Origin of the sequence: Flavobacterium sp. CECT 9288 (assembly GCF_918731615.1) — a bacterium.
GTDB lineage: Bacteria > Bacteroidota > Bacteroidia > Flavobacteriales > Flavobacteriaceae > Flavobacterium.
In genome coordinates, this window is sequence record NZ_OU957226.1 from 3,399,152 (window position 1) to 3,424,152 (window position 25,001).

Here is a 25,001-nt window from a genome sequence, read left to right on the forward strand (position 1 = left end):
AGTGTTGTATTTTTTTATGATTTAAAGAAAATTGCTTTCTTTTATTCTATTTTTTTTCTTCTACGTTTTTATTTTTAAAATTCCATGTAAACCCAATCATAGCATATCGTTTCAATCTGTCGTTACGCTCCTCACCTATCGTATTTTCATAGATAAATCGATTAATTCCCACGTTTTGATTCAAAATATCTCTCACCAAGAAATAAGCAGTGAACTCTTCTTTCTTAAAAGTGCGTTGTAACCTTGCATTCCAAAGTTGGTTAGAAAGTTGGTCTTGAAATTCAAGTGTTTTTTGACGGGCGTACCAATTGTAATCAGATTCAATTTTCCATTTTTCTGTTAAATAAACACCTGCTCTAAAACCTAGCTCATTGGTATTAAAAGACCTAACTTGATCGTTCTGTGAAGTACTATTACGACTGTTTGAGAAGGTGTTGCTCAAAGTTAAATCGTATTTTTTTTCTTTCGATTTGTTAATATAGAGACCAAAACTAGAGTTCAAATTATCCGAATTATTAATTTGTTTGTTGATGCTATTTACAGATCTGTTATAATTAAGAGACGGATTCAAATTAACAAAAAGGTTTAATTTTTTTAATTTAAAACCATAACCCATATAAACGTTTGCCGAAAAATTTCCATTGGTATTTATAGGAGTCGTTACTGTTTTTGCACTTTCTGGATCGATATCTCTATTAAAAGAAATCAAGTTTGCAGTTGTTCTAAAAGATACACTCTGAAAAAAATTGGTTTCGGTTAAAATGCTATAGGTGCTATGTGTAACATTAAAACTGTTCGTAAATGATTGTTTCAAATCTGGATTACCCACAACTTGGTTGAAAAAATCTTGGTTATTTCGAAGCGGTTGCAACTGATCAATAGTAGGTTGTCTTGTAGCTCCTTGATAGCTAAAACGCAGGTTACTATTGCTTTTGTATTTATATGAAAGGTTTGCCGACGGGAAAAAGTTAGTAAAACTGCGGTTATACTCTTTGTTTTGAGATAAATCTTGTAAATCAAAAAAAGTAAAACCAAAACCACTACCAAAACTGTAAGTGATCTTTTTTGCATTGTAACTCAACTTAATTAAAGGTTTGTGTGTTGTAATGTTTTGCTCAAATTGATTGGATAAGGAATCAACAACTACATCATAACGTCCGCTCAAATCAGAGAAATCATAGGTGATAAAATTACTATTGCCGCTGTTATTGGTAATTTGATACGACAATTGCAAAGCCATCTTTTTACCCAAAGGTTCTGTATAAGTCGTGTTTATACTCACATTTTGTGTGTTTTTCTCGCCTACTTTATTTTGATCTACTTCATTACTAAAAGCCAAAGCTCCGCCTTCGTAGCTTTCATTACTTGATTTCAAGAAATTATTAGAGTTGCTGTTTAATGTGTTCCAACTGCTATTTACAGACAAGGTTCTACGTGGTTTTGCAAATTTATGTTTGAATAAAACACTTGCAGAAAGGGCTTGCTTATCAGAATTTGTGGTAAACATACGCTCTTGTCTGTTGCGCAGCAAACCATCGTTTCCTCTAGTATCTCCGTTAGTAAATTCGTCACTTTCGGTAGTATAAAAATTAGTTTTTGCCGTAACCTTTAAAGTATTAATAGAGTCAATTTTAACATCATAAACTATGTTTGCTTTAAAATTATCTCTGTTTACATTACTTACCGTTGAGCTGTTTTGATTGAGTTGCGTGTCGCCTACTTGGGTTTGCGTATTTCGGCTACTGTTGTTTTGATAACTTTGTCGGTTGTATTTAGGAGACAAATTTAAACTGTGTTTGTCGTTCCATTTGTTATTGTATTGCAAACCCGCATTGGTATTTTTAATAAATCCATTTTGAGTATCTACATATGGCTCGTCATCATTTTCACCACCGGTCCACTCATAGCTCACATTACCATCATCATCCATGTTCATACTTACATTACCGTCACCACCGCCAAATTTATCACTGTCCTCCCAACTTAAACCATCTTGGCCCGTATTACCGTTTAATAAAAAAGCTGATAATTTTCTTTTTCCTTTAAAATTGCTCACTAAAATATTACTGTTGTTACGTGAATCATTATAGGCCGTGGGTTCATTTGCTCCATCAATTTTACCAAAATAGCCTTTCTTTTTGTCTTCTTTCAACTTGAGATTGATGGTTTTTTTAGTCTCGCCGTCGTCAATTCCTGTAAATTCAGCTTGATCGCTTTTTTTATTAAAAACTTGCACTTCTTTAATAGCATCGGCACGTAAATTTTTTACCGCCATACCTGGATCATCACCAAAAAATTCTTCGCCATCAACCAAAACTTTTTCAACGGTTTCGCCCATGGCTTTGATTGTTCCGTTTTTATCCACTTGAATTCCGGGTAGTTTCTTTAAAAGTTCTTCTACGTTAGCATTAGCATCTACCTGAAAATCGCTAGCACGGTAACTGGTTGTATCGCCTTTTATTTTAATAGAACCCGTTTTAATGACCACTTCTCGGAGCAATTCCATTTTACTCATTAAGTTGATGTTGCCTAAGTTTCGGTCTGTTTCGGTTAAAGTAATATCATCCAAATAATCAGCATATTGACTGTGAGAAGTCATCAAGATATAGCTGCCTGGTTTTACATTGTTCAATAAAAATTTACCGTCTTTATCAGAACGTGTAAATTGATAAAGCACCGAATCGACCGGCGTTAATAACGCGATTACCGAATTGTAAATAGGTGTTTTTTCGCTTCCGGCGGTTAATGTTCCTGATACTTTGCTTTTTTGGGCAAAAGCTGTAAAGGTTACAAAAAATAAAATGGCAAGAGTTACCCTAAAGTTTGACATAAATACTAGTTGGTTTTTGGTTAATGCGTTTTGAAACAAATAAAAACTAGTATCGTAACACTTTACTGCTAACTCTAAATTTTAGTTTCGTTACTTACAACGCAGACGAACCAAAAATAGTATTATTCGTACTACGTAATCTTTACGAATTGTTATAAATGTGTTAAAGTTTTTCTTACGTGAAAAGGCTTTTTTTTCGCAATCGGAAATGATAAAAACAATTGCAAAAAGCTTGTGTGGAAATTTAAAGTGCTTTTTGAATTTTGGCAACTACCGTTTCAGGAGTAATTGTTCGCATAGCATCCTCGTAACCTGGCACATTTTTATTGCCGTAAACCGAAGTTGGTAACATAGGAAATTGTTTTCTGTCTGCGGTTAATGCGTTTTCAAATGGTTGGTTAAAAGGTAAAAATCCTGCATACGGATGCGTTGCGCCCCAAAGTGTGATCACTTTTACGCCCAGCATGGCTGCAATATGCGCATTGCCAGAGTCCATAGAAAGCATTACATCTAGGTTACTAATAAGCTGTAATTCTTGCTGAAATTTAATTTTTCCAGCTACTACCACTACATTTTTATGCTGTGACGCTAAAGCATTTAATTGTTCAATTTCATGCGCTCCGCCGCCAAAAAGCAATATGATTTGGGTTGTATCTAATGCTAATTGATCAATTACTTGTTGCATTAAATCGAGCGGATATACTTTTGAAGTGTATTGTGCAAAAGGAGCAATTCCGATTAATTTCTTGTAATTTTTTCCAATTAATACTTCAATTTCAGGACTCAAAACTGCTTTTTCAGGAAACTCAGGTTGGGTTAGATCAACGGTAAAACCAAGTTTTTCAAAAACTTTTACGTGTCTTTCAAACATCGTAGGCAGTTGTTGGAATACTTTATTTTCGGGTTGGGTCAATGCTTTTTTTGCTGCTCTTCCTTTATCTACTGAGGCTGTTTTTTTTCCGCTCAAGGCAAAAAGATTTCGGATAATTTTAGAACGCAAAACATTGTGCAAATCAGCGAAAGCATCAATTTGTAAACCTTTCAAATCTTGGAACAAACGCAACAATCCAAGAAATCCTTTATGTCTCTCTTTTTCATCAAAAGCAAAAAAAGTAAGGTTTGGGATTCCCTCGAAAAAAGGTTTGAAAAAAGGTCTAGAAATAACCGTAATCTTAAGTTGTGGATGTTGGTTTACCAGAGCTCTTACAACAGGAACCGTCATGGCGACATCTCCCATTGCAGAGAGTCTCATGACGGCTATATGTTTGATAGAAGTTGACAATTAATTATTTTTATAAACCATTAAGGAATTAAGAAAAGTTAAGGTTTTTTCTAGAATTACCAATCTTATAGGAACTTATATGTTTGATAGTAGTTGACAATTAAGTATTTTTTAAACCATTAAGGCATTAAGAATTTTTAAGTTTCTACTATTTTCCTTAAATACTGTCGAAGCACATTTTAATCTATTAGAGTCCCACAACGACAATAAGTCTAGCTTTAATTGCCAATTAAATATTTTTTAAAACCATTAAAATATTAAGGTTCAGTAAGTTTCACTTAATTTTCTTAATACCTTAATGGTTCAAAATATCTTTGTTATTTTTTATTTTGGTATAAAACAGGATTCAATTCATCATCATTGTACATCTTCATTTGTTTGTACACTTTCATGAATTTATCTCCATTTTCAATATCAGTAAGTAAATCATCAATTGCAGTTGACAAATCTGTTCTTTGCTCTAATAACACATTTAATTTAGCCTGACATTTATCTCTGTGATCTTGTGAAGCCTCGTCACGATTAGCTTCTTCTTGCATGTGGTAAATTTTTAAAGCCAAGATAGACAAACGGTCAAACGCCCAAGCAGGACTTTCTGAATTGATTTTTGCATGATCTTTAACAACCACATGACTGTATTTTTGAAGAAAATAACTGTCAATATATTCCACCATATCCGTACGCTCTTGATTAGAAGCATCAATTCTTCTTTTCAATGTTAAGGCAGCAACTGGATCAATATTTGGATCACGAATAATATCCTCAAAATGCCATTGAACGGTGTCAATCCAGTTTTTGTGATACAATAAATGTTCAAATTTATCCTTTGGGAAAGGATTGTTTATAGGTTGATCAACATTATCAAACTGGTGATAATCCTTGATGCTTTGCTCGAAGACTGAGTAGGCTAATTTTGAAAACATATCTTTATATATTAAAACACAAAGATACTTTTTATACTTTTATACCATAAAAAATAAGTACTAAGTTTAATTCGAAAAAAACAACCATGCAAATTCATTATTTATCAGAGGAAAACAGTGTCCTTAATCACTTTTTAGGGCAAATTCGAAATGTTACTGTACACAACGACAGCATGCGTTTCCGAAGAAATATTGAACGTATTGGTGAAATAATAGCATACGAGTTAAGTAAAAATTTAGAGTATACTAATATTGAAATCCAAACACCTCTAGGAATAAAAAAAACTACTGAAATAGCAGATCAACTCGTATTATGTTCAGTACTTAGAGCAGGTTTACCATTGCATTTAGGTTTTTTAAATTACTTTGATCAGGCCGAAAACGGTTTTGTATCAGCTTACCGGCACCACCCAAACAATGATGAAGCTTTTGATATTTTGGTGCAATACCAAGCCATTACTGACCTCAACGGAAAGAATCTAATTCTAGTAGATCCTATGCTTGCTACAGGACAATCACTGGTAGCTGTTTTCAATAAATTAATGGAAAATAGTACCCCAAAAGAAATTCATATTGCTGTGGTTATTGCCGCTCCAGAGGGAATTGCGTACTTACAAGAGCAACTACCAAACAACTGCCACTTATGGGTGGCCTCACTAGACGAAAAACTAAATGAGAAAAGCTATATCATTCCAGGACTAGGAGATGCAGGTGATTTAGCCTATGGGATTAAATTATAATTGTGTAAAAAAAGTAAACATACTGCAGGCAATCATCACATAAACTACAATTTCTTGTTTTAATTTTTCTTGTGGTATTTCAATATGACTGGTTGCCATGATGGCTAGGGGAGCAAAAGTAAAAAGGAGTAAATCATTACTTTTATGATCTGAAATTACATAAATAATAACTCCTAAAAAGAAAGAAGCCACCACTTTTTTATAAGAAGTATGTAGTATTTGAGGTCTACTAGACAAACTAGCAAACATAGAGATTATAAAAAACAAAGCAATAGTTGCATAAATAGACATTGCCCCGTTTTGATAATTGCTTGTAAAATAATCTAATGCAAAATTCACACTCATACTTTTTGTAATGTAAGCCAAACTATCAATTTGAAACACTGTTGTAAACAACAAGAAAATGATTCCGGTAACAAAGAAAGCTATGAAAGGTAGAATCCAATTTCTATAGTCTCTGGCTACGTGAAAAATGATAGAAATAAAAACCAATACTATAAAAAGGATACTCCAAAAATGAAATAACGTAGCAAGGAAAATCCACAACGAAGCATCAAATATTTTCTCTTTTGATGCTTTTAATGATTGTAAAGAGATTAATCTCCTAAGGGCTAAAAGCAGAAAAAAATTGGCAATAATGAGATTAATATTGTCAAAAATACTTGGGAAAAATAACAAGAATAACAAAAAGAAAAATGTAGTAAAAGTACTATCTTTACTCAAGCCATTTCTTTTGGCAATAAAATCAGTTAAAAATACCGAAGCAACTATAAAACAAAAAGATACCCCTTTTTTAAACATTAAAAAATAAGATGTCATCCAAGAAGTTTCCTGGAATTGTACTACTAAAAAGAAAACCAGCATAAAAATTACAACCAATGAAAAATTTAATGGTGTAGATTTTTTAAAAACACTTGTTATCATAAGGATATTTTATACTTTTGTGTTTGTAAATATAATACTTGTTTAAAAAGTAAACCCTGCTTGTTAATAAAGATTATTTTATTTTAAAAAACATTCGTTAGTATCGTGTTTACAAAACAATTACTTAAATCAATTTATATATTATGAAAGCATTTTTCGAAGGAATACAATACTTATTTGTAGACATTTTATTTGCTCCTCTAGATTTTTTACGTTCTTTAGAGCTTAGCTCATGGTTTGTTGCTAACACTATCAACTGGATTTTCATGATTATTTGTGCAGCTGCAATGGTGTACTGGATCAAACAATTGCAAATCTTTAATGATGCAGGAACAGAAAATCAAGATACTACGGCTCACTCTTTCTTAAAATAAGAACCCTCAACCTCTAGTTTGAGATTGAGAGCTCTTTTTATTATTTAAGATCATTTCCAATGTCTTTTCTAAAATACATCTTATCAAAATGTAGCTTGTCTATGTTTTGGTAAGATTTTTTTATGGCCTCTTGAAAATCATTCCCGTAAGATGTAATGGCTAGCACTCTACCCCCATTTGAAACAATTGCTCCTTGGTCTAGCTTAGTTCCAGCATGAAATACAATAGAATCTTGAACGTTTTCTAGTCCCGTAATTACTTTTCCTTTTTCAAAATCTTCTGGATAACCTCCAGATACTAGCATCACAGTAGTGGCACTTCTTGGATCAATTTCTAAGTTGATTTCGTCTAGTTTTTCATTAGCTACAGCCAAAAATAATTCAACCAAATCAGTTTGTAATCTTGGGATTACTACTTCTGTCTCTGGATCTCCCATTCTTACATTGTATTCAATAACAATAGGTTCGTTATTAACATTGATTAGCCCTATGAAAACAAAACCTTTGTAAGCTATTCCATCTTTTTGAAAACCATCAATTGTAGGTTTTACAATGCGTGTTTCTATTTTTTCCATTAAAACAGCATCTACATAAGGAACTGGAGAAACAGCTCCCATACCACCTGTGTTGAGTCCTGTATCGCTTTCGCCAATGCGTTTGTAATCTTTAGCAGTTGGCAATATTTTATAACTTTTTCCGTCTGTGAGTACAAAACAGCTCAATTCTATTCCGTCCAGAAATTCTTCGATAACTACTTTTGAACTGGCTACACCAAATTTTTGATGTACAAGCATGTTTCTTAGTTCATCTTTGGCTTCAGCCAAATCCTGAATGATTAAAACGCCTTTACCAGCGGCCAAACCATCTGCTTTTAAAACATACGGAGGTTGCAATCTTTCTAAGAATTCACATCCTTGTTCTACGGTTTCGGCTGTAAAACTATCATAAGCAGCCGTTGGGATGTTGTGTTTGATTAAAAATTCCTTTGCAAATTCCTTACTCCCTTCTAGCTGAGCGCCTATTTTTGAAGGACCAATAACAGGAATATGACATAAAGCTGGATCATTTAAAAAGAAATCATAAATCCCCTTTACCAATGGATCCTCAGGACCTACAACCACCATGCCCACATTCTCTTGAATTGCAAATGCTTTTATGGCTTCAAAATCAGTTGGACTCATAGCAAGATTGGTTGCAATGGCTGCAGTTCCTGCATTTCCAGGAGCTACAAAAAGTTTTTCGCATAATGGGCTTTGAACCATTTTCCAAGCAAATGCGTGCTCTCTTCCGCCAGAACCGAGTAGTAAAATTGTCATGTGTGTTGTTTTTAGTTGTCGTGCAAAAATAATTGGTTTTGAACTCAAAAAACAATTAAATAGTAAAAACTTCCCCAAAGCGACTAATAAGTAAGACATAAATACTATTTTTGATTACACAATACTCCTTAAAAATGTTTCGATTATTTGATATAGCACTGCAATGGAACGGGTTTCCTATTCGTAAAGCAAAGCAGGAATTACTAAAAATAATTGCACATACACCGCAAGAACATGAGCAATTTATTGAGAGAAAGAAACGAGAAATTGTTCTGTATCATTTAGAAAACAATCCGTTTTACAGTAAACTTGTAGGTACAAAAAATTATAAAAACTGGGATGATTTACCCATTTTGAGCAAACAAAATTTACAAAAACCACTTCAAGAAAGACTTTCTAGGGGTTATACTTTAAAAAACTGCTATACAAACAAAACGTCTGGCTCTAGCGGTACTCCATTTATATTTGCAAAAGACAATTATTCTCATGCTTTGACTTGGGCTTCAAACATGTACCGTTTTGGTTGGTATGGCATTGATTTTAATACTTCATACCAAGCCCGGTTTTATGGCATCCCGATGGATTTTATTGGAAATAAAAAAGAACGGTTCAAAGATTTCTTGAGTCATCGATACCGGTTTTCTGTATTTGATTTGTCAGATGTTGTTTTAGAAAGGATTTTGAAAACCTTTAGCCAAAAAAAATTTGATTACATCAATGGGTATACCAGCGCTATTGTTTTGTTTGCTAAATTTTTACAACGAAAAAATATTGTATTAACCAGTGTTTGTCCTAGTTTAAAGGTATGTATGGTTACCTCTGAAATGCTTTTTGATGACGATAAAATTTTATTAGAAAAACAACTTGGAGTTCCTATTGTCAATGAATACGGTACCTCTGAACTAGACTTGATTGCGTTTCAAAATCCTGAAGGGCTTTGGCAAATAAACTCTGAAAACTTATTTGTTGAAATTTTAGACCAAAATAATAAAGCGGTTCCTTATGGTAAAGCTGGTCGTGTTGTCATCACCTCTTTGTACAATAAAGCGCATCCGTTTATACGGTATGATATTGGAGATATTGGCATTTTGGATAAAAAAAGCACTTTACAAAAACCCATTTTACAACAATTGATAGGGCGCTCTAATGATGTGGTTGTTTTACCAAGCGGAAAAAAATCAGCAGGACTTACATTTTATTACGTGACTAAAAGTATCATTGAAGATGATGGAAATGTAAAAGAATTTACCATCAAACAAACTAAATTAGATTGTTTTGAAATTGATTATGTAAGTGAAAAAGAACTAGTTCCCAATCAAATTAAAAAAATTGAAGCTGCCATTTCTTTATATTTAGAACCTAATTTGAGCATTACATTCGTCCGAAAAAATAACTTAGATAGAACCAATAGAGGTAAACTAAAACAGTTTACCTCTATGCTATAATTTTTTTGTGTAGCGCGGCTTGACTAAAAATTGCGTAAACAGGAAAACTAACATGAACAATAATGCCCGTATGATGTTGTATCCATGAAAAGAACGATATACTGCAAAATTATGTTTAAGTAAAGCCATTTTACCAGCCGAAATAGAGTTGTCCCTTACTCTATATAACGCTAAACTTTCTGGAACCGGCCGCACTTTTTTTATAGGTTTTAGGATGGTAAGCCACATCATCCAGTCTTGTCTTTTTCTAGAATGAGAAATAGGAATTTTTCCGTAGAAAGAAACATCATAAATCCCAGTGAGATTGCCTATGTAGTTGCAGAAGAACAGTTGCTTGTAAGTAAGCTGTATGGGTCCCTCGACGCGTTTGTTTAACAATGTTCCTGCTTCATTCATACATTCGTAAAAAGAAAAAGTAAATGGTAATTTATGCTGCTGCATGAATTGCAATTGTAGTTCTAGCTTATTGGGTTTCCATTTATCATCAGCATCCAAGAAAGCAATGTAATCTCCAGTGGCTTTTGATAAAGCTGTATTTCTAGCAATACCTGTTCCTGAGTTTGTAGAAAGTTTAAAAATACGTATTCGGTTGTCTTGATTTGCAATTGTTTTAGCAATAGATACAGTGCTATCACTTGAACAATCATCAACTAGAATCAATTCCCAATTTGTGTGTGTTTGTTCCTGTACTGAAAGAATAGCTTCAAGAATATACTTCTCTGAATTGTAGCAGGGCATTAGGATAGATACTAAATTGTTTTTCATATCAATATGCTTTTTTATCGCCCCGAATCGTATTGTAAATGGTCAAAAAAATGATTTTAATATCTAATAAAATAGACCAATTTTCCATATAAAAGATATCATATTTCACCCTGTTGATAATGTCCTTATCAGTCTCCACTTCTCCTCTAAAACCTTTTGTTTGAGCGAGTCCAGTGATACCAGGTTTTATAAAATGACGTACCATAAATTTATCCACAGTAAGCGCATACATCTGGGTATGACTTACCATGTGTGGTCTAGGTCCTACTACTGACATTTCGCCCAGTAACACATTAAAAAATTGTGGTAATTCGTCAATACTTGTTTTTCTTATAAAACGACCTACCCTAGTAACTCTAATGTCGTTTTTTGATACTTGATTCAAATGGGCTTCATCATTAAGTTCCATTGATCTAAACTTATAACAAAAAAATTCTTTGTAATTCAATCCATTTCTTTTTTGGATAAAAAACAAAGGCCCTTTTGACTCCAATTTAATGAATATAGCCAATATGGGTGTCAACCATGAGAGCACTCCTGCAATTATGATTAATGAAAAAACAATATCAAAAACACGTTTAATTACCTTGTTCAAAGTATCATCAAGTAGAATGTTACGCAATGATATTACAGGAATATAATTGTAATATTCAAATGTGAAATTCCGCGAAAGAATTTGTTTTTCGCTGGGAATAAACTTTAATGTCTTCAAATTATTATCGGCAAAATAAACAATTTCATTAATTTGGTTTTGGTTTAAATCACTCATAGAACAATACAATTCATCTATTTGATGCTCCAGTACATACTCAAAACTTTCCTTGAGGGTTTTAGACTTATTTTTTTCAAGCTCAAAAACACGCTCAAGTTTGTACCCATAATCTGGGTTCTCTGTAAAAAAATGTTGTAAAGGTTCAGTACTTTTTTCATTACCAATCAAAATTACTTTTCTAAAGTTTCCACCATACAATAGCCTATATTTTTTTAGAAAATAATAAATAGCCAGTTTGACAATTAAAATGATAAATAGTGACAGTAGAGTAAAATACCCAATGCTTTCAAAACTAGAATTATAGGAGTCGTAAAAGGCTAAGGCAAGACAAAAAAGAGAAAATACAACTCCTTGTTTTAAGGCACAATTTAATATAGAAATCACTTTAGTATACCTGTAAACCTCATAAAAACCCAAACTGGCAGCAATAATAAACCAACTTATACTTATGATAACAAAATAAAAAGGTGTCTTTACAGGAAAATCAGTCATATACCATAGTAAGACATTGATTATCAATAAATCAATGGCAAATGAAAAGGGACGAATGTAGCCCGAATATCTTCCTGTTTTTGTTTTCAATAGGATACAAATTAAAATAGCAAGTAGGCAAGCTCAAGCCGTTGCGAATCTTATATAAAGAAATTAATCTAGAACTTTTATTTCACTTCATTAGATTAAAAGAAAGGTAAATGAACTAAAAAATATATTTAGAAAAATCCTTGTGCTCTTCTTTTGAAAGTTCTTCCTTAGATAAAGATTTAAAATACTCATATGTGATTTTCATTCCTTCGGCACGGCCTACTTTAGCTTCCCAACCAAGCAATTCTTTGGCTTTCGTAATATCAGGTTGTCGCTGTAATGGATCGTTTATTGGTAACGGATGGTACACCACTTTTTGATTGGTACCTGTAAGTTTAATGATTTCTTCGGCAAAATCTTTAATAGTAATTTCGTCTGGATTTCCAATATTTACAGGCAAAACATAATCCGAATGCAACAATCTAAAAATACCTTCTACCTGATCATCAACATAGCAAAAAGAACGGGTTTGCATGCCATCGCCAAAAATAGTTAAGTCCTCGCCGCGAATAGCTTGACCAATAAAAGCAGGAATAACACGACCGTCATTGAGGCGCATTCTTGGTCCGTAGGTATTAAAAATTCGAACAATTCTGGTTTCTACGCCATGAAAGGTATGATATGCCATAGTTATGGATTCTTGAAAGCGTTTTGCTTCGTCATATACTCCTCTAGGTCCTATGGTATTTACGTTGCCATAATATTCTTCTGTTTGTGGGTGTACCAATGGATCTCCATACACTTCAGAAGTAGATGCAATAAGGATTCTAGCTTTTTTTACTCTGGCTAAACCCAATAAATTATGAGTACCAAGGGAACCTACTTTCAAGGTTTGTATAGGGATTTTTAAATAATCAATAGGACTTGCAGGCGATGCAAAGTGTAAAATATAGTCTAAATTTCCAGGGACATGAACAAACTTGGTGATGTCATGATGGTAAAATTCAAACTGCTCCAATTTGAAAAGATGCTCAATATTTTTTAAATCTCCCGTAATGAGATTATCCATCCCAATAACATGGTAGCCTTCTTTTATGAAACGGTCACAAAGATGTGATCCTAAAAATCCTGCGGCTCCGGTGATAAGTATTCTTTTCATTACAATAAGTTCTGTTCTTTATTATGATTTACTTTGTTTAACAAACAGTACAATACAATAAAGAAAATTATTCCTCTTTGTCTACTCAAAAAGGATTCGGTCAAAAATAACACTATCATTGTTACCGAAAAAGCGATATGCACAAAATCTTTGTTTCTAATTCCATTTCTAATGGAAATAAACAACATACAAACCAGAATTAAAATACCCAAAAAACCAATTTCAGAAAAAATTTGTACATATTCATTATGAAAATTATATACTCCATAACTGTGGTGCAAATGATGTTCCTTGACTTTATCTTGAATTTTAGTTTGAGCAGCATCTAATCCGAATCCGGTAAAAAAAATACCTTCTTCTTGAAGCATTTCTATAAAAATCCTCGTTTGATAAACCCGAAAAGCAGCCCCTGGAAAAAAGTCATTCTCTTGAAACTGCTCTTGGCTCCAAGCTTGTTTTAAACTAATGCTATAGATTGAATTTTTAGTTTCCTCAGATCCTTCCTTTAAAGAACTATCAACCAGTATGGTTTTTAACTCAATCATAAACCGGTCTCTTATTGGTTTTATTGATGCTATACAGGTTGTTGTTATCAAAACAATGGCTACAAGTATTGCAGTTTTTGTTTTTCTAGAAAATCCAGAAAAAAAGAAAAGATACACCATGACCAAAATAAAATCACAAATTATAATATTCTTTGATGACAATAAAAACACAAATACAACTAGTATTACCAATGCTAATTGATCAAAAATTGTTTTGTTTTTTTGGACCAAAAAATAGAACATCCCAAATGAAGCAAACCCCGAAACATATATTGCATTAAGGCTAACAGTAACCAATTCATGATAAAAAAACACGCTAAAATCTGCTGAACTGCTAAATTTAAGGACTGCTTTTGCTAAACAAAAAATGGCAAAAAACACCATTGAGAAACTGTAAATTTTAAAAACCCGATGCTTTAACTCTTGATTTAAATGGGGTAAAAAGCAAAAAGCAATGGGAATTAATAAAACCAATATTTCCTTTTGTAATCCGGCCTTTGTAGCGTGAACGTCAATGGTCCATAGTAAGGAAAGCACCATTAATACATAAAGGAGCATTGGAAGTATTTCAACTTTTGAAATTGAAAAATTAGCTTTTTTAGCCTTAGAAAAACAAACCAGTAAAAAAATTATACAAGTCATACTCCCGATGTTGTGTTTCAACGGAAGCGTCATGAGCATTGCAGCTAAAAGATAAACCAATAGTGTTTGATTTTGCCACAATTCTTCAATTTTATGAAAGACTTTTTTTGAATAAGGTAAGGTAGGATTCATTTATTTTATTCCAATTAAATTCCTGAATTATGGTATTAAAGTTATCTTGAACAATTTGATTATGATGACTCTTATGAACTGTTTCTCTTAGTTTTTGAACCTCTTTAGCATTGGAAAAATAAAAAGCATTCTCTTTTAAAATGGCTTGATTAAATTCATTCCTATGAGCTACAATTAATGCTTTTGCAGCCATTGCCTCTAGCAACGACGGATTAGTACCACCCACGGAATGACCATGAAAATAAAGCGATGAAAAAAACCTAAGATTATCTAAATGTTCCTTGTTATAGACGCCACCTATAAATCGTATTCTAGGATTGTCTTTAAACTTTTGTTTTAAATAATTACCAAAACTATTGTTGCTATTACCCACAACAACTATCGGTCTATCATTTTTTGAAGCGGCTACTCCATCCAGAATCATTTCTAAATTATTTTCGGGTTCAAACCGAGCTATAAGTAAGTCATAAGTATATTTCTCTAAGTTATAAGGTAAGAGTAACTCCTCATTTGAATTCCAGAATGGTGCTGCTCCATACGCTATGTACGTAGACTCTTTGTTGTACTTTTCTTTAAGATATTTTTGTATTCCAATAGAATCTGCTATTAAAAAATCACTACTTTTTACAGCTCTTTTCTCGGCAAATTGTAAAAATCTTTGAATTTTTGCAGAATATTTAGTTCTCTTCCACTCCATTCCATCCATGTTGGTGATGATCATAGATTTTTTGGGTAACAGAAAAGCCCAAATGGAGTTACTAGTGTATCCTAATTGCAAAATAATATCGAATTTTCTTGTTCTAGAATCTATGATACAATTCAAGTCATAAATAAACTGCCCTGCCGTACCTATTTTGTGTTCTGGATTGTACTTATGGATGATATGCACACCTTGAAACATTTTTTCTTTAAAAACATGATCATGAGTATTGTAAACATAAACCTCATGATTTTGCTTGGCAAGATAAACTGCAAAAATCTCGGCAAATTGCTCAAAACCACCATAATTATTAGGAATTCCTCTAGTTCCGAGAATTGCAATTTTCATTTCATTATTTTTAATCAAGTTCCAAAAATAATGATTTTAAAAGTCTAAAACTCTCAAATACTGGAATTGATATCTAAAATTTAATTCTAATCTATTTAAATACGCTCATTAATAGCTATTTTTGTTTACAAATACATCACCTCAGCAGTTTATGATCAATTTTGAATACCTAGAACATAATTTAAACCCACTCCGTTTAACGTATCTAACCGCTAAACCGTTTCCACACTTAATCATTGATCAATTTTGTGATGAGGAAAAACTAATAAAAGCCTACAATAGCATTCCAGAACTTCATAATAAAAGTAGGGATTATGCTTTTGCCAATAATAAATTTGAAAAATCAAATTATAAAATACTAGGACCAGAATTACAGGAACTGTACGAAGACTTATCCTCGGAAAGGTTCAATAAAATATTATCCTATATCACATCAAAATCTATTTTTGTAGACCCAAAAAATCATGGAGGAGGCTTGCATCAAGGAAAGAAAAACAGCTTTCTTGATATGCACTTAGACTTTAATTACCATCCCATTCAAAACAACTGGTACCGTGAATTAAACCTCTTATTATACCTCAACAAAGACTGGAAAAAGGAATATAAGGGTGAGTTAAAAATAAAAGATCTAAGAACCGGAGAAGAAGCCGAACTGGATGTTCCGTTTAATCGTTTTATTATTCAACAATGTGCACCATACACGTTACATGGATATGATTTAACCAATTTTCCTGAAGGGCATTTTAGAACCTCAATTGCTACATATGCATACCAAAAACATATTTGCCAAATTGAAAAAATTCGGACCACCGATTGGTTCCCAAAAGAAGATGCGTCCTTTTTAAAGAAACAATTTGCTAAAAATTATAACCTTTTAGTGAAAACAAAAAACAAATTTTTTGGCAGTGGTACTGCAAAAAATCAATAAACTAAATTACTTTGTAGTTTCTTTTAAAAGTTGGTAAACCACCTTTGCTGATTTTTCCCAATTAAAAATTTCTTGTATTGAATTGGCCATTTTTTCAAACTCTGCTGTTGTGTTATTTTCAAGAATATACAGCAATTTTTGGTTAAATTCGGTTTGATTATTTGGATCAAAATAAAATTCGTTAAAAAAGCTAAAATCAGACATGGCCGTTTTATTAGAACAAATTGTAGGGATTTTTGCTGCCACAGATTCTAACGGAGGAATACCAAACCCCTCAGCAAATGAAGGATAAACAGCTGCACTTGCTCCTCTAAGTAACAACAACATCGTTTGAAAATCAGTGTTGTTTATGGTTGTTATTTGATTTTTTATCTCAGGCGATAATCCATAAAATATTTCTTTGTACTCTAGATTAGAAATACTTTCATTACCTAGAAAAAGAAGTTGGTGTTTTTTATATAATTCCAAGTCAACAAAAGCCTTCAAAACCATTTGATGATTTTTCCTGGGTTCCCAGCGGCTTACATAAATTATATAATTGTTCAACAAAAATTCATTTGCAACTCGAGCTTTGACTTGCTCCTTAATATAGGTTTCAAAAAAAGCACCGTCAACTGCATTTGGTGTTAATACATAATCAGAAATTCCAAAATGTTGCTCTAATTTTTGTCTGGAATATTCAGAAACCGTGAGTCTAATATCGGCCATTTTAGCGCTTTGCTGGTATAAAATGGTATTAATAAATCTACTAAAAAAAGAAAAATATTCTGGAAAATCAATAAACAATATATCGTGTGTTGTCACGATATATTTGCATCTTTTTACGGGCGAAACAGTGTATTGAAAATGCGCAAAGTCAATTTTATTTTTTGTAATAATCTTAGGAATATCAACAAGAAGTCTCCAAAATTTATTATGATACTGGTATTTTACATACGTCACGTTAGGGTGATCTCCAAAAATAGTTTGTAAGGATTTTGGATTATTGGAACCCAAATACAAATGAAGATCTTCATACTGCATCAAAGCCTTGTAAAGACCTTGAATATACGTTCTAGTACCTTGAAAACCGCTATCAAAAACATGACAGTCAACAAAGATGTTGGTTGTGTTTTTAATATTCATTTAAACTACTTTTTTGACTTTTATACTCTCTTAACATGACCTCTCTTAGGGCAATTAAAAATCCTATTATAATTGATTTGTTATCTAATTTTAAATACAAACCTAAAAAAACCCAATTAGATACAATTAAAAAAACACTAGAACCCAATAATAAATAATTAATGGCTTGTACGGCCTCAAGATTAGATTTCTTTTGTTTGTATAAATGAATCAAGAAAACTAGCAGCAAAATAACTCCTAACAGCCCTGATTTTAGAAAAATAGTCATGTAACCGTTATGAACAATAGGAATGTATTGAACGTACTCATTGTCATTTGTCAATATTTTTCGACCAATATTTAATGTTGACCCCAACCCTTCCCCAAAAAGTACAGCTCGAGGTCCGTTATTTGAAACTTGTTTTACAGTTATAATATTTTCAAATGAGCGGTAATTATCATTGAAATCTTTCCAGTCATCCTTATTAATTCGTGTTTTAAATGCCTCTTCGGGAGCAATTTTTATTTTGTACAAAAACGCTTGAATCCCCTTTCCTTCACGTTTTGGATTGCTATAAACAATGGCCGTATAGCCAATAATTGTAAATAAAAGCACCGATAAAATCACTTTTAATGATCTGTGGCTGTATACTAAATATCCTTTTAGACCCACGTATAAAATAATAAATTGAATCAAGTTGGTTCTCGCCAAATACAAAAAACTAGACAAACCTATAATGAGTAATAAAACCGTTCTTTGTTTTTTTGAAATTTCAATTTTGAAGTTTTTATAAAAAATAAGGACGATTAAAACATAGATTTCATAATCACTAAAATAGCCACCTTGCTGCCTCAAAAAATTAACACTTAACGTTCTAAATTGGATTATGGTGAAAAATAAGGTAACCAAATGTAGTATTGAAATGGCTAGGCCTGTGTAAATTAAAACCTTTAAAGCTAACTTACTACCAAACCTACAAAGCTGATAGCCCACTAATAATCCTATAATAGGTTTTACAAGGTATGTAAAGTCTCTAATAAATAAAAAAACAGTCGTTTTACTAAATAAAGTGGAGACTATTGCAACTAAAAGTATAGTCAAAAAGATCGCGCAATATTTAAGTATAGTAACTGAATATTTTCTTTTAATGGTTATCAATAAAGTGAAAAACCATACCACAAAAGTAAGCTCATAGTTTGCAAACAAAGAAACTACTATACAGAATAAGAATAAAATTTGGTACGGGAAACTTTTATAAATAGTAAAGTTCATCATTATTTTTGCAATCTAATTAATGGTTTCAAAACAATACAATATAAAACGATAATTACTATTTCAATAAAAATTGTAGCTAAAAATGCTCCCTCAAGACCCACATTTTTAATAAATATGAAAAAAACAAGCAGGCTAAAAATAGAAGAGCCAATGGTAATGTTGATATATTCTTTGTTTTTATTTAAAGCAAAAAGCAATTGTTTTAAAGCTATAGAAATTGCCATAAACAAAGGTATGATCAAACCTATTTTAAAAAAAATATTCATTGCATCTAGCTCATTAGAACGTATATTAAAAAACAACAAAATAGGCTTAGTACACACAAATGCAACAATTACTAACAGTACCACTACTGTATAATTAAGCCCATAATACCGCAACCAATGTATAATACCTTTTTTTAGATTTTTATGTATTTGCAAACAAACATCAGCATAAATAAAATTAAAGAACATCTGTAAGTAAGTCCTAAAAATCATTACAATTTGGTCTATAATTCTATACTGCCCTGCCATTGCATTTCCTCCCAGATAACTAATAAACATGATGGGAAGATATTGATAAAAAGACAAAAGTAACTGGGATATTGTTAATGAAAACTCTTGTTTTAATAATACTAGTGCATCTTTACAAACCGAAGAATAAAACCGTAAATGGTATTTTTTTATCAAATAAAATAACCCAATTACGCTTGAAACAATCAATCCAACTCCCAAGTAAGCATTAGCATAGATGTAATCTTCCTTTTTATTGATAAAAGAAAAAACAGCCACAACATAAATTAATTTGGATATAATATTTATACATGAAATCCATTTGTAATTTTCTAATCCTTGAAAAACCCAAGTAGGATTAATTACTTGTCCCAAAACATACAATAAACTTAAAAAGAAAACTGCTTGTTCCTGCCTAAAAAAAGGAACAAACCAAATCAATAGAAAGGAAAAAAATAGTAAAATGGCAAGCAAAAACAATTTCATTACATAGATCGAAACAATTTTCTGATTGATACTTTCAACTTGGTTTCTACCTATCGCAATAGCTTTGGTGCCATTGATATAAGAGCCATAATCCACAATTACATTACATATTAAGGCAAATGAAAAGCCTACACCTATTTTACCTAATCCTTCTTTTTCACAAATCGTTATTAGATAAGGAATAACCACAAGCGGACTAATCAAATTGACAATTTGACCAATTCCATAAATAGTACCATTTTTAATTCTACTATTTTTAAATACCTGTAGACCTATTGATTTAAACAAAATGATGTGATTTATTACAAATATAACATAAGCAGTGCTAGTCCTCTTTCAAATTCATTTCAAACTAAAACAATACTTTATATAATCAAAAAAAAGAGCCACAATTTGTGACTCCTTTTATCTTGAATATCAATTATTTAATAAGCAATTGAATCTGGTCATAAAGTGCTTTTTCTGAATAAAATAATGGATCATATCTTCCGTCTGTTGACTTTATATTTTGAACAACTGATTTGTTTTTTTCTAAAATTGTAACGCAATCATTTGGAATAAAATAGTTGAAAAACAAAGAATCTTTAGCCTCAAAACTTTTACTGAAATAGTTCATTTTAAAATTTTGAATAATGATCTCTTTTTGCCTCTCATTGGTTCCGAAATCAATTCGAATGTAATTTGGAAGTACATCTTCTGGAAGTACAAAAACTATATCTTGCGGCTTTTCATTAGCTTTTATAGATACCCAAACCGAATTATCTTCTTGATAAGGAGCTTCATAATCATTTTGACTATAATACAACTGGAAATTATCATCAACTGTAACTGTGGCTGTCAAAGTTACTTTAAAACTGTTTTTAATAGCTTCAGTCTCAGCAGGACTTTCCTCTTTTTTATTCTCCTCATTTTTGCAAGAACTAAATACTATTGATAAAATTATGCATGCAAAAAATAATTGTTTTTTCATTTTTTTAAAGATTTCGGCATTGATACTTTTTTAAAAATCTACAAGATGCCAACTGTTTAACTATTCATTTTCTGTTTTTAAGATAACCAATATCAACATTTACAAACTATTTGCTTTGCATAGCAATTAAGGATTGCTTTTTATAAAAAACCATGAAAGAATTCACCAAAACAAACAATACAATAAATAATATCGGCAGTGCTATTTTTTTATTTCCATGAAGCAAACCTATTTTTTTAATGTTTAACGTTACACTAACGTCTTTTATAATCTTATCACTTCCCAAAAGATTAATTTGATGTATTCCTTGTTCAACCACCAATAAATCTTTAGTTTTAATGACATCATTTAGCTGCGTATTCTCATTGTAATATACTAGTTTATCATTTTTTTGAGTAGCATTTGCAGTAGCCGAAAAAGAACCTAATACATTGTTTATTTGAGAAATAATGGTGTCATTTTGCTTCATCTTGACTTCAATATTCTTTAAACTTACTTTTTTAATTTTTTTAAAATACTCCGATTCATTTAAAAAAGATATCAGTGGCTCTGCTATTTCTTTATCAGAAATTTGACGGTCACTCTCAAATAAGATAGTGTGATAGGTATAATTTTTACTAGTCACATTATCTTCAATAATTTTTTTGATGTCGCCATTATCCGCCATTAATTTGATCAACTCAAAATTTTCTGGTGTGTTCTTTATGAAATTGTACACATCAGCAATAGGTTCAATCTCAATTCTTGACAAACGTTTAGGATGAACAATCCCAACTACGTTTTTTAAGAATAATGTGTCTTTTGATTTAATTTTTGATTCAATTAAATCCACTTTTGAATATAAATAATCTACACTACCAAAATTAGGCTGAACAATAATAGAATGCTCATAACTTTTTTGTGTCTTGTCTAGATACAAGCCCAGACCAAAACCAACAAGAACCAAAACAAAAACCAGTATTGCATTGCGAATAAAAAACTGGATTCCTTTAAAAATAGAAGTGCCAATCCAATCAAAAAATTTTCCAATTTTTTTGGAAACCTGATTCAAATCTATTTCTTGATCCTCTTGGTTACTGGGCACATTTGTACTCATTTATTGTTATTATTTTACGTTGAAAATTTGTTCCAATATTTTAATTGTGATCAAGTAAGTTGGTTTTACACCTGTTGTTCCTAAACCACCTGAAGCCAGTGTACTTCCTGTTTCAAGCGGATTATCTGAAGCGTAATAGGCATAACGTACTTTGATGTCATGAGGAACACTTCTTCTAATTTTTGAGGCAGATTGAATGGCTTTTTGATAATAAGAACCTTCCATTTCAAGACCAATAATTCCCCAAGTAGACTCGTGGAAAAACTTTAATAAATCTCTGTTCTGTAATGACGTACCTAACACAGTTACCATTGGTCCCGCAAAAACAGCAATGTCATTACCTTCAAACATCTCAGCAGTTAGTTCGTTTTCAAAGAAATAATTGTCTGCAGTTCCTTCATTTATATGCGCATTTGGAATCATGATGTCACCCTTTCCGCCTTCAAGAATTCCTGCTTTACCCATGATAGAAACCGATTCTACGTTTAATAAAGTGTCTTTCTTAAAAGGTTTCAACAACTCGTCAATTGTCTCATAGGCTTGTTCCCCAAAAGCATAATCCATCACTATTAAAACTGGTTTTTTATCATCAGTCTTGGCACCAGGAAATGAGGTTTTAGCCCAATTAATCTTGGCTGTATCAAAAATTTGCACATCAATATTAGTTCCTGATGTATCTGGCAAAGAAATCATTCCTTGTTTCATTGCAACTGCAGTAACTTGATTGCGTACCTCATCAGCTCCGGATCTACTTAACTCTTCATAAATAAAGAAATCCGATTTGTCTTTGAACTTCGTTTTTAAAACTTCAGTTGCAAAAATCGAATTCATCACACTGTGCATATTGGCACTAATTACGTGAATTGGTCGGTCTAAAAGTTGATTCTCTTTTAAAACCTCTTTAATATTGGTAGCCCAAACTTCGCCATGAATGTGGTGCCCTAAACGTTCTCTTAAAATTGGACTAAAAGTGATGGTTCTCTTGTTGTCATCAACTATTTCTTCGATAGCTAATTTTCCTAACCAATAAATCACGTGTAAAAAACGGTCTGGGGCAGCTGCTGAACCAAAGGCATCATAAATATCCAAAACCTCAGCAAAAGTTCTACCTAATATGTTAGCTGCATGCGAGATAGCCTTCTCTTTCTCTACTTGCGTAAGCTTTTTCTTTTGAGAAACTGCCTGTTCTAATTTGTACCAGTCACGAGAAACCTCACCAGCATCATCCAGTAAAACACGGTTCCTGATTTTGTGCGATTCAATAAATATGAAGGTCAAGTGCGTTAAAATATCGTAAATATCTGATCGCCCTCTTGTAATTTCGACATTCATTTGCTCCTCATCAATTCGGTAGCAATTACGACGTCTTTTTGGAGGAACAATAGCTTGAAAATGCGATTTAGAGTAACCTTCGTCTGAAGTAAGATTGATAAAACGGCATTCTTCAATTCCTACCGGAAGTCGTTCAATTACGTATAAAAGTCCGTTCAATTCTACTTTCTCTTCGGCAATATTCCCGTAAATCTCTGGTCGTAACGCAAGCAAAGCCTCGCGAAGCGTATCCCCTGACACTCCCATTGGCTTGTAAAATCCTCTATTAAAAAGGTGGCGCATGGTAATGTACATTTTTTCAATGGCTGCCGATGATTCTTGTGCTCTTGAGCGCGATATATTTTTTGTTTCTTTCATTTTCTACTTATTTTCTAACCTGCAAAGGTATGACATTTATTCTCTTTTTAACAAATCCACTATCTTTCTGTCATTCGAAAGTCTTGGAATTTTGTTTTGCCCCCCTAATTTACCAATCGATTTCATGTATTCTTGAAAACCGTTTTTAACTACTTTGGTAACCACCACTTTTTGCAACACCTTGCCCACAATCAAATCATCATAATACATGTTTTGTTTGCGCATGGCATTGTCCAGCGCTTCCGCAAAATTTTCTAAGTTTTCTGGTTCTCCCGATCCTTCGGAATCAAATTCTATAAACCATTCGTGATATGGTAATCCCTCGACTGGCGTGATTTGTGGGGCTACTGTAAATTCATTGATTCTGATTGATGTTCCAATAATAGCTTCTTGCAACGCACTTTCTACTTCCTTACCAATAACATGTTCTCCAAAAGCCGATATGTAATGCTTTATTCTGCCAGATACAATGACACGGTACGGTTTTAAACTCGTAAACTGAACGGTATCACCAATATTATACCCCCAAAGTCCTGCATTGGTAGAAATTATCAAAACATAATTGACATTCAATTCAACCTCACCAATTGTGTAACGTCTTGGATTTTGGGTATAAAATTCGTCACTTTTGATAAACTCATAAAAAATTCCGGAGTTCAGCAGTAGTAACATTCCTTTTTCCTTTTGAGAATCTTGATACGCAAAAAATCCTTCCGAAGCTGGAAATAATTCAATGCTGTCTACTTTTCGACCTATTAAATTCTCGAACTTCGCCCGATACGGTTCGTAATTCACGCCGCCATAAATGAACAAATTAAAGTTTTTGAAAATTTCGCCCACAGGCTTCCCTCCTTTTTGATGCAATTTTTCAAAATACATTTGCACCCAAGATGGAATCCCGGAAATCACAGCCATATTCTCGTGAAACGTTTCCTCTACAATGGCGTTTACTTTGGTTTCCCAATCTTCAATGCAATTGGTTTCCCAAGATGGCATTCTATTTTTTTGAAGGTATTTTGGAACAAAATGCGCTACAATTCCGGATAACCTTCCTAGTTTTATTCCGTTTTTTTCTTCTAAGATCGGGCTTCCTTGCAAGAAAATCATTTTACCATCCACAAAATCAGCTTTACCTGTTTCATGAATGTAATGCAAGATCGCATTTCGAGCAGCTTCAATATGATACGGCATTGATTCCTTAGTCAACGGAATATACTTTGCTCCTGATGTAGTTCCTGATGTCTTAGCAAAATACAAAGGTTTCCCTTTCCATAGAATATCTGCTTCGCCTTGTACCACTCGTTCAACATAAGGTTTTAACGCCTCATAATCTCGAATAGGTACTTGCTTTGCAAAGTCTTTTTCGGTTTTTATACTTTCAAAATGATGGTCTTTTCCAAACTGAGTAGTCCTTGCTTGAGCAATTAATTGTTGTAATACTTTTTGCTGTGTAGCAACTGGTTCTGTTGCCCATTTTTGCGTTTTCTGGTATATTTTATGTGCAAATAATTTTGCAGCAAATGATTTTATTGACATTATG

The 25,001-nt window shown here is 32.4% G+C and carries 21 protein-coding genes; 4 read left to right on the top strand and 17 right to left on the bottom strand.

Features of this window, described 5'->3' with window-relative positions:
• Positions 1 to 46 precede the first annotated feature (46 nt).
• From LQ189_RS15070 to LQ189_RS15080, 3 genes are all read right to left on the bottom strand, one after another.
• Complete coding sequence (locus tag LQ189_RS15070) at positions 47 to 2,830, bottom strand: outer membrane beta-barrel family protein (protein ID WP_230158312.1); 2,784 nt, start codon at positions 2,828 to 2,830, stop codon at positions 47 to 49.
• 244 nt (positions 2,831 to 3,074) lie between these two features.
• Positions 3,075 to 4,082: a glycosyltransferase family 9 protein gene (locus tag LQ189_RS15075; RefSeq protein WP_230158314.1), complete on the bottom strand. Its 1,008-nt coding sequence runs from the start codon at positions 4,080 to 4,082 to the stop codon at positions 3,075 to 3,077.
• A 347-nt stretch (positions 4,083 to 4,429) separates the two neighbouring features.
• Positions 4,430 to 5,035, bottom strand: coding sequence for a DUF4254 domain-containing protein (locus LQ189_RS15080; protein WP_230158315.1), 606 nt, complete (start codon positions 5,033 to 5,035; stop codon positions 4,430 to 4,432).
• Between the two features lie 86 nt (positions 5,036 to 5,121).
• Here LQ189_RS15080 and upp point away from each other — a divergent pair, with 86 nt between their 5' ends.
• Positions 5,122 to 5,775, top strand: coding sequence for a uracil phosphoribosyltransferase (upp, locus tag LQ189_RS15085; protein ID WP_230158316.1), 654 nt, complete (start codon positions 5,122 to 5,124; stop codon positions 5,773 to 5,775).
• Here upp and LQ189_RS15090 read toward each other — a convergent pair.
• Entirely contained in the window at positions 5,770 to 6,699 is a 930-nt protein-coding gene (locus LQ189_RS15090) for a DUF6427 family protein (RefSeq protein ID WP_086453058.1), read from the bottom strand. The two genes, upp and LQ189_RS15090, sit on opposite strands and share 6 nt — an antisense overlap.
• 143 nt (positions 6,700 to 6,842) lie before the next feature.
• On the opposite strand from LQ189_RS15090, the gene LQ189_RS15095 reads away from it, so the two are divergent.
• Positions 6,843 to 7,073, top strand: a complete 231-nt coding sequence (locus tag LQ189_RS15095) for a uracil phosphoribosyltransferase (RefSeq protein ID WP_086453059.1) — start codon at positions 6,843 to 6,845, stop codon at positions 7,071 to 7,073.
• Positions 7,074 to 7,113: 40 nt separating this feature from the next.
• Here the strand turns inward: LQ189_RS15095 and purD are convergent, their stop codons facing one another.
• On the bottom strand, positions 7,114 to 8,388 hold the full coding sequence (gene purD / locus LQ189_RS15100; protein WP_230158317.1) for a phosphoribosylamine--glycine ligase: 1,275 nt from the start codon (positions 8,386 to 8,388) through the stop codon (positions 7,114 to 7,116).
• 134 nt (positions 8,389 to 8,522) lie between these two features.
• Between purD and LQ189_RS15105 the strand changes: the two genes are divergently transcribed.
• Complete coding sequence (locus tag LQ189_RS15105; RefSeq protein WP_230158318.1) at positions 8,523 to 9,833, top strand: phenylacetate--CoA ligase family protein; 1,311 nt, start codon at positions 8,523 to 8,525, stop codon at positions 9,831 to 9,833.
• Here the strand turns inward: LQ189_RS15105 and LQ189_RS15110 are convergent.
• The 5 genes from LQ189_RS15110 to LQ189_RS15130 form a co-directional block, all read right to left on the bottom strand.
• The gene (locus LQ189_RS15110) at positions 9,828 to 10,598 is read right to left on the bottom strand and encodes a glycosyltransferase family 2 protein (protein ID WP_230158319.1); all 771 of its coding nucleotides are present in this window, start codon (positions 10,596 to 10,598) and stop codon (positions 9,828 to 9,830) included. The genes LQ189_RS15105 and LQ189_RS15110 overlap by 6 nt on opposite strands.
• A gap of 1 nt (position 10,599) precedes the next feature.
• Positions 10,600 to 11,952: an exopolysaccharide biosynthesis polyprenyl glycosylphosphotransferase gene (locus LQ189_RS15115; protein WP_230158320.1), complete on the bottom strand. Its 1,353-nt coding sequence runs from the start codon at positions 11,950 to 11,952 to the stop codon at positions 10,600 to 10,602.
• Between the two features lie 115 nt (positions 11,953 to 12,067).
• Positions 12,068 to 13,051, bottom strand: coding sequence for a UDP-glucuronic acid decarboxylase family protein (locus LQ189_RS15120; RefSeq protein WP_086453063.1), 984 nt, complete (start codon positions 13,049 to 13,051; stop codon positions 12,068 to 12,070).
• Positions 13,051 to 14,370 carry an O-antigen ligase gene (locus LQ189_RS15125; RefSeq protein WP_230158322.1) on the bottom strand — a complete coding sequence of 440 codons (1,320 nt, stop codon included), beginning with the start codon at positions 14,368 to 14,370 and terminating at the stop codon, positions 13,051 to 13,053. Before LQ189_RS15125 ends, LQ189_RS15120 begins: the two co-directional genes overlap by 1 nt.
• Entirely contained in the window at positions 14,330 to 15,418 is a 1,089-nt protein-coding gene (locus tag LQ189_RS15130) for a DUF1972 domain-containing protein (RefSeq protein WP_230158323.1), read from the bottom strand. The genes LQ189_RS15125 and LQ189_RS15130 overlap by 41 nt, the downstream gene beginning before the upstream one ends.
• Positions 15,419 to 15,539: 121 nt before the next feature.
• Here LQ189_RS15130 and LQ189_RS15135 point away from each other — a divergent pair, with 121 nt between their 5' ends.
• Positions 15,540 to 16,346 carry a 2OG-Fe(II) oxygenase gene (locus LQ189_RS15135; protein WP_230158326.1) on the top strand — a complete coding sequence of 269 codons (807 nt, stop codon included), beginning with the start codon at positions 15,540 to 15,542 and terminating at the stop codon, positions 16,344 to 16,346.
• A gap of 6 nt (positions 16,347 to 16,352) precedes the next feature.
• Here LQ189_RS15135 and LQ189_RS15140 read toward each other — a convergent pair whose 3' ends face one another.
• From LQ189_RS15140 to LQ189_RS15170, 7 genes are all read right to left on the bottom strand, one after another.
• The gene (locus tag LQ189_RS15140; RefSeq protein WP_230158328.1) at positions 16,353 to 17,471 is read right to left on the bottom strand and encodes a glycosyltransferase family 1 protein; all 1,119 of its coding nucleotides are present in this window, start codon (positions 17,469 to 17,471) and stop codon (positions 16,353 to 16,355) included.
• Positions 17,461 to 18,552 carry a hypothetical protein gene (locus LQ189_RS15145; RefSeq protein WP_230158330.1) on the bottom strand — a complete coding sequence of 364 codons (1,092 nt, stop codon included), beginning with the start codon at positions 18,550 to 18,552 and terminating at the stop codon, positions 17,461 to 17,463. The genes LQ189_RS15140 and LQ189_RS15145 overlap by 11 nt, the downstream gene beginning before the upstream one ends.
• A gap of 173 nt (positions 18,553 to 18,725) precedes the next feature.
• Positions 18,726 to 19,994: an oligosaccharide flippase family protein gene (locus tag LQ189_RS15150; RefSeq protein WP_230158332.1), complete on the bottom strand. Its 1,269-nt coding sequence runs from the start codon at positions 19,992 to 19,994 to the stop codon at positions 18,726 to 18,728.
• 133 nt (positions 19,995 to 20,127) lie between these two features.
• Positions 20,128 to 20,676, bottom strand: a complete 549-nt coding sequence (locus LQ189_RS15155; protein WP_230158334.1) for a hypothetical protein — start codon at positions 20,674 to 20,676, stop codon at positions 20,128 to 20,130.
• A 106-nt stretch (positions 20,677 to 20,782) separates the two neighbouring features.
• Positions 20,783 to 21,772: a hypothetical protein gene (locus LQ189_RS15160; protein WP_230158336.1), complete on the bottom strand. Its 990-nt coding sequence runs from the start codon at positions 21,770 to 21,772 to the stop codon at positions 20,783 to 20,785.
• 9 nt (positions 21,773 to 21,781) lie between these two features.
• Entirely contained in the window at positions 21,782 to 23,461 is a 1,680-nt protein-coding gene (locus tag LQ189_RS15165; RefSeq protein WP_230158338.1) for a hypothetical protein, read from the bottom strand.
• A gap of 36 nt (positions 23,462 to 23,497) precedes the next feature.
• Entirely contained in the window at positions 23,498 to 24,997 is a 1,500-nt protein-coding gene (locus LQ189_RS15170) for a GH3 auxin-responsive promoter family protein (RefSeq protein ID WP_230158340.1), read from the bottom strand.
• Positions 24,998 to 25,001 lie beyond the last annotated feature (4 nt).

What these genes read in the sequence shown, in the direction of transcription:
- LQ189_RS15070 (WP_230158312.1), bottom strand. Translation starts at nt 2,830, where the DNA reads ATGTCAAACTTTAGGGTAACTCTTGCCATTTTATTTTTTGTAACCTTT.
- LQ189_RS15075 (WP_230158314.1), bottom strand. Translation starts at nt 4,082, where the DNA reads ATGAGACTCTCTGCAATGGGAGATGTCGCCATGACGGTTCCTGTTGTA.
- LQ189_RS15080 (WP_230158315.1), bottom strand. Translation starts at nt 5,035, where the DNA reads ATGTTTTCAAAATTAGCCTACTCAGTCTTCGAGCAAAGCATCAAGGAT.
- upp (WP_230158316.1), top strand. Translation starts at nt 5,122, where the DNA reads ATGCAAATTCATTATTTATCAGAGGAAAACAGTGTCCTTAATCACTTT.
- LQ189_RS15090 (WP_086453058.1), bottom strand. Translation starts at nt 6,699, where the DNA reads ATGATAACAAGTGTTTTTAAAAAATCTACACCATTAAATTTTTCATTG.
- LQ189_RS15095 (WP_086453059.1), top strand. Translation starts at nt 6,843, where the DNA reads ATGAAAGCATTTTTCGAAGGAATACAATACTTATTTGTAGACATTTTA.
- purD (WP_230158317.1), bottom strand. Translation starts at nt 8,388, where the DNA reads ATGACAATTTTACTACTCGGTTCTGGCGGAAGAGAGCACGCATTTGCT.
- LQ189_RS15105 (WP_230158318.1), top strand. Translation starts at nt 8,523, where the DNA reads ATGTTTCGATTATTTGATATAGCACTGCAATGGAACGGGTTTCCTATT.
- LQ189_RS15110 (WP_230158319.1), bottom strand. Translation starts at nt 10,598, where the DNA reads ATGAAAAACAATTTAGTATCTATCCTAATGCCCTGCTACAATTCAGAG.
- LQ189_RS15120 (WP_086453063.1), bottom strand. Translation starts at nt 13,051, where the DNA reads ATGAAAAGAATACTTATCACCGGAGCCGCAGGATTTTTAGGATCACAT.
- LQ189_RS15125 (WP_230158322.1), bottom strand. Translation starts at nt 14,370, where the DNA reads ATGAATCCTACCTTACCTTATTCAAAAAAAGTCTTTCATAAAATTGAA.
- LQ189_RS15130 (WP_230158323.1), bottom strand. Translation starts at nt 15,418, where the DNA reads ATGAAAATTGCAATTCTCGGAACTAGAGGAATTCCTAATAATTATGGT.
- LQ189_RS15140 (WP_230158328.1), bottom strand. Translation starts at nt 17,471, where the DNA reads ATGAATATTAAAAACACAACCAACATCTTTGTTGACTGTCATGTTTTT.
- LQ189_RS15155 (WP_230158334.1), bottom strand. Translation starts at nt 20,676, where the DNA reads ATGAAAAAACAATTATTTTTTGCATGCATAATTTTATCAATAGTATTT.
- LQ189_RS15160 (WP_230158336.1), bottom strand. Translation starts at nt 21,772, where the DNA reads ATGAGTACAAATGTGCCCAGTAACCAAGAGGATCAAGAAATAGATTTG.
- LQ189_RS15165 (WP_230158338.1), bottom strand. Translation starts at nt 23,461, where the DNA reads ATGAAAGAAACAAAAAATATATCGCGCTCAAGAGCACAAGAATCATCG.
- LQ189_RS15170 (WP_230158340.1), bottom strand. Translation starts at nt 24,997, where the DNA reads ATGTCAATAAAATCATTTGCTGCAAAATTATTTGCACATAAAATATAC.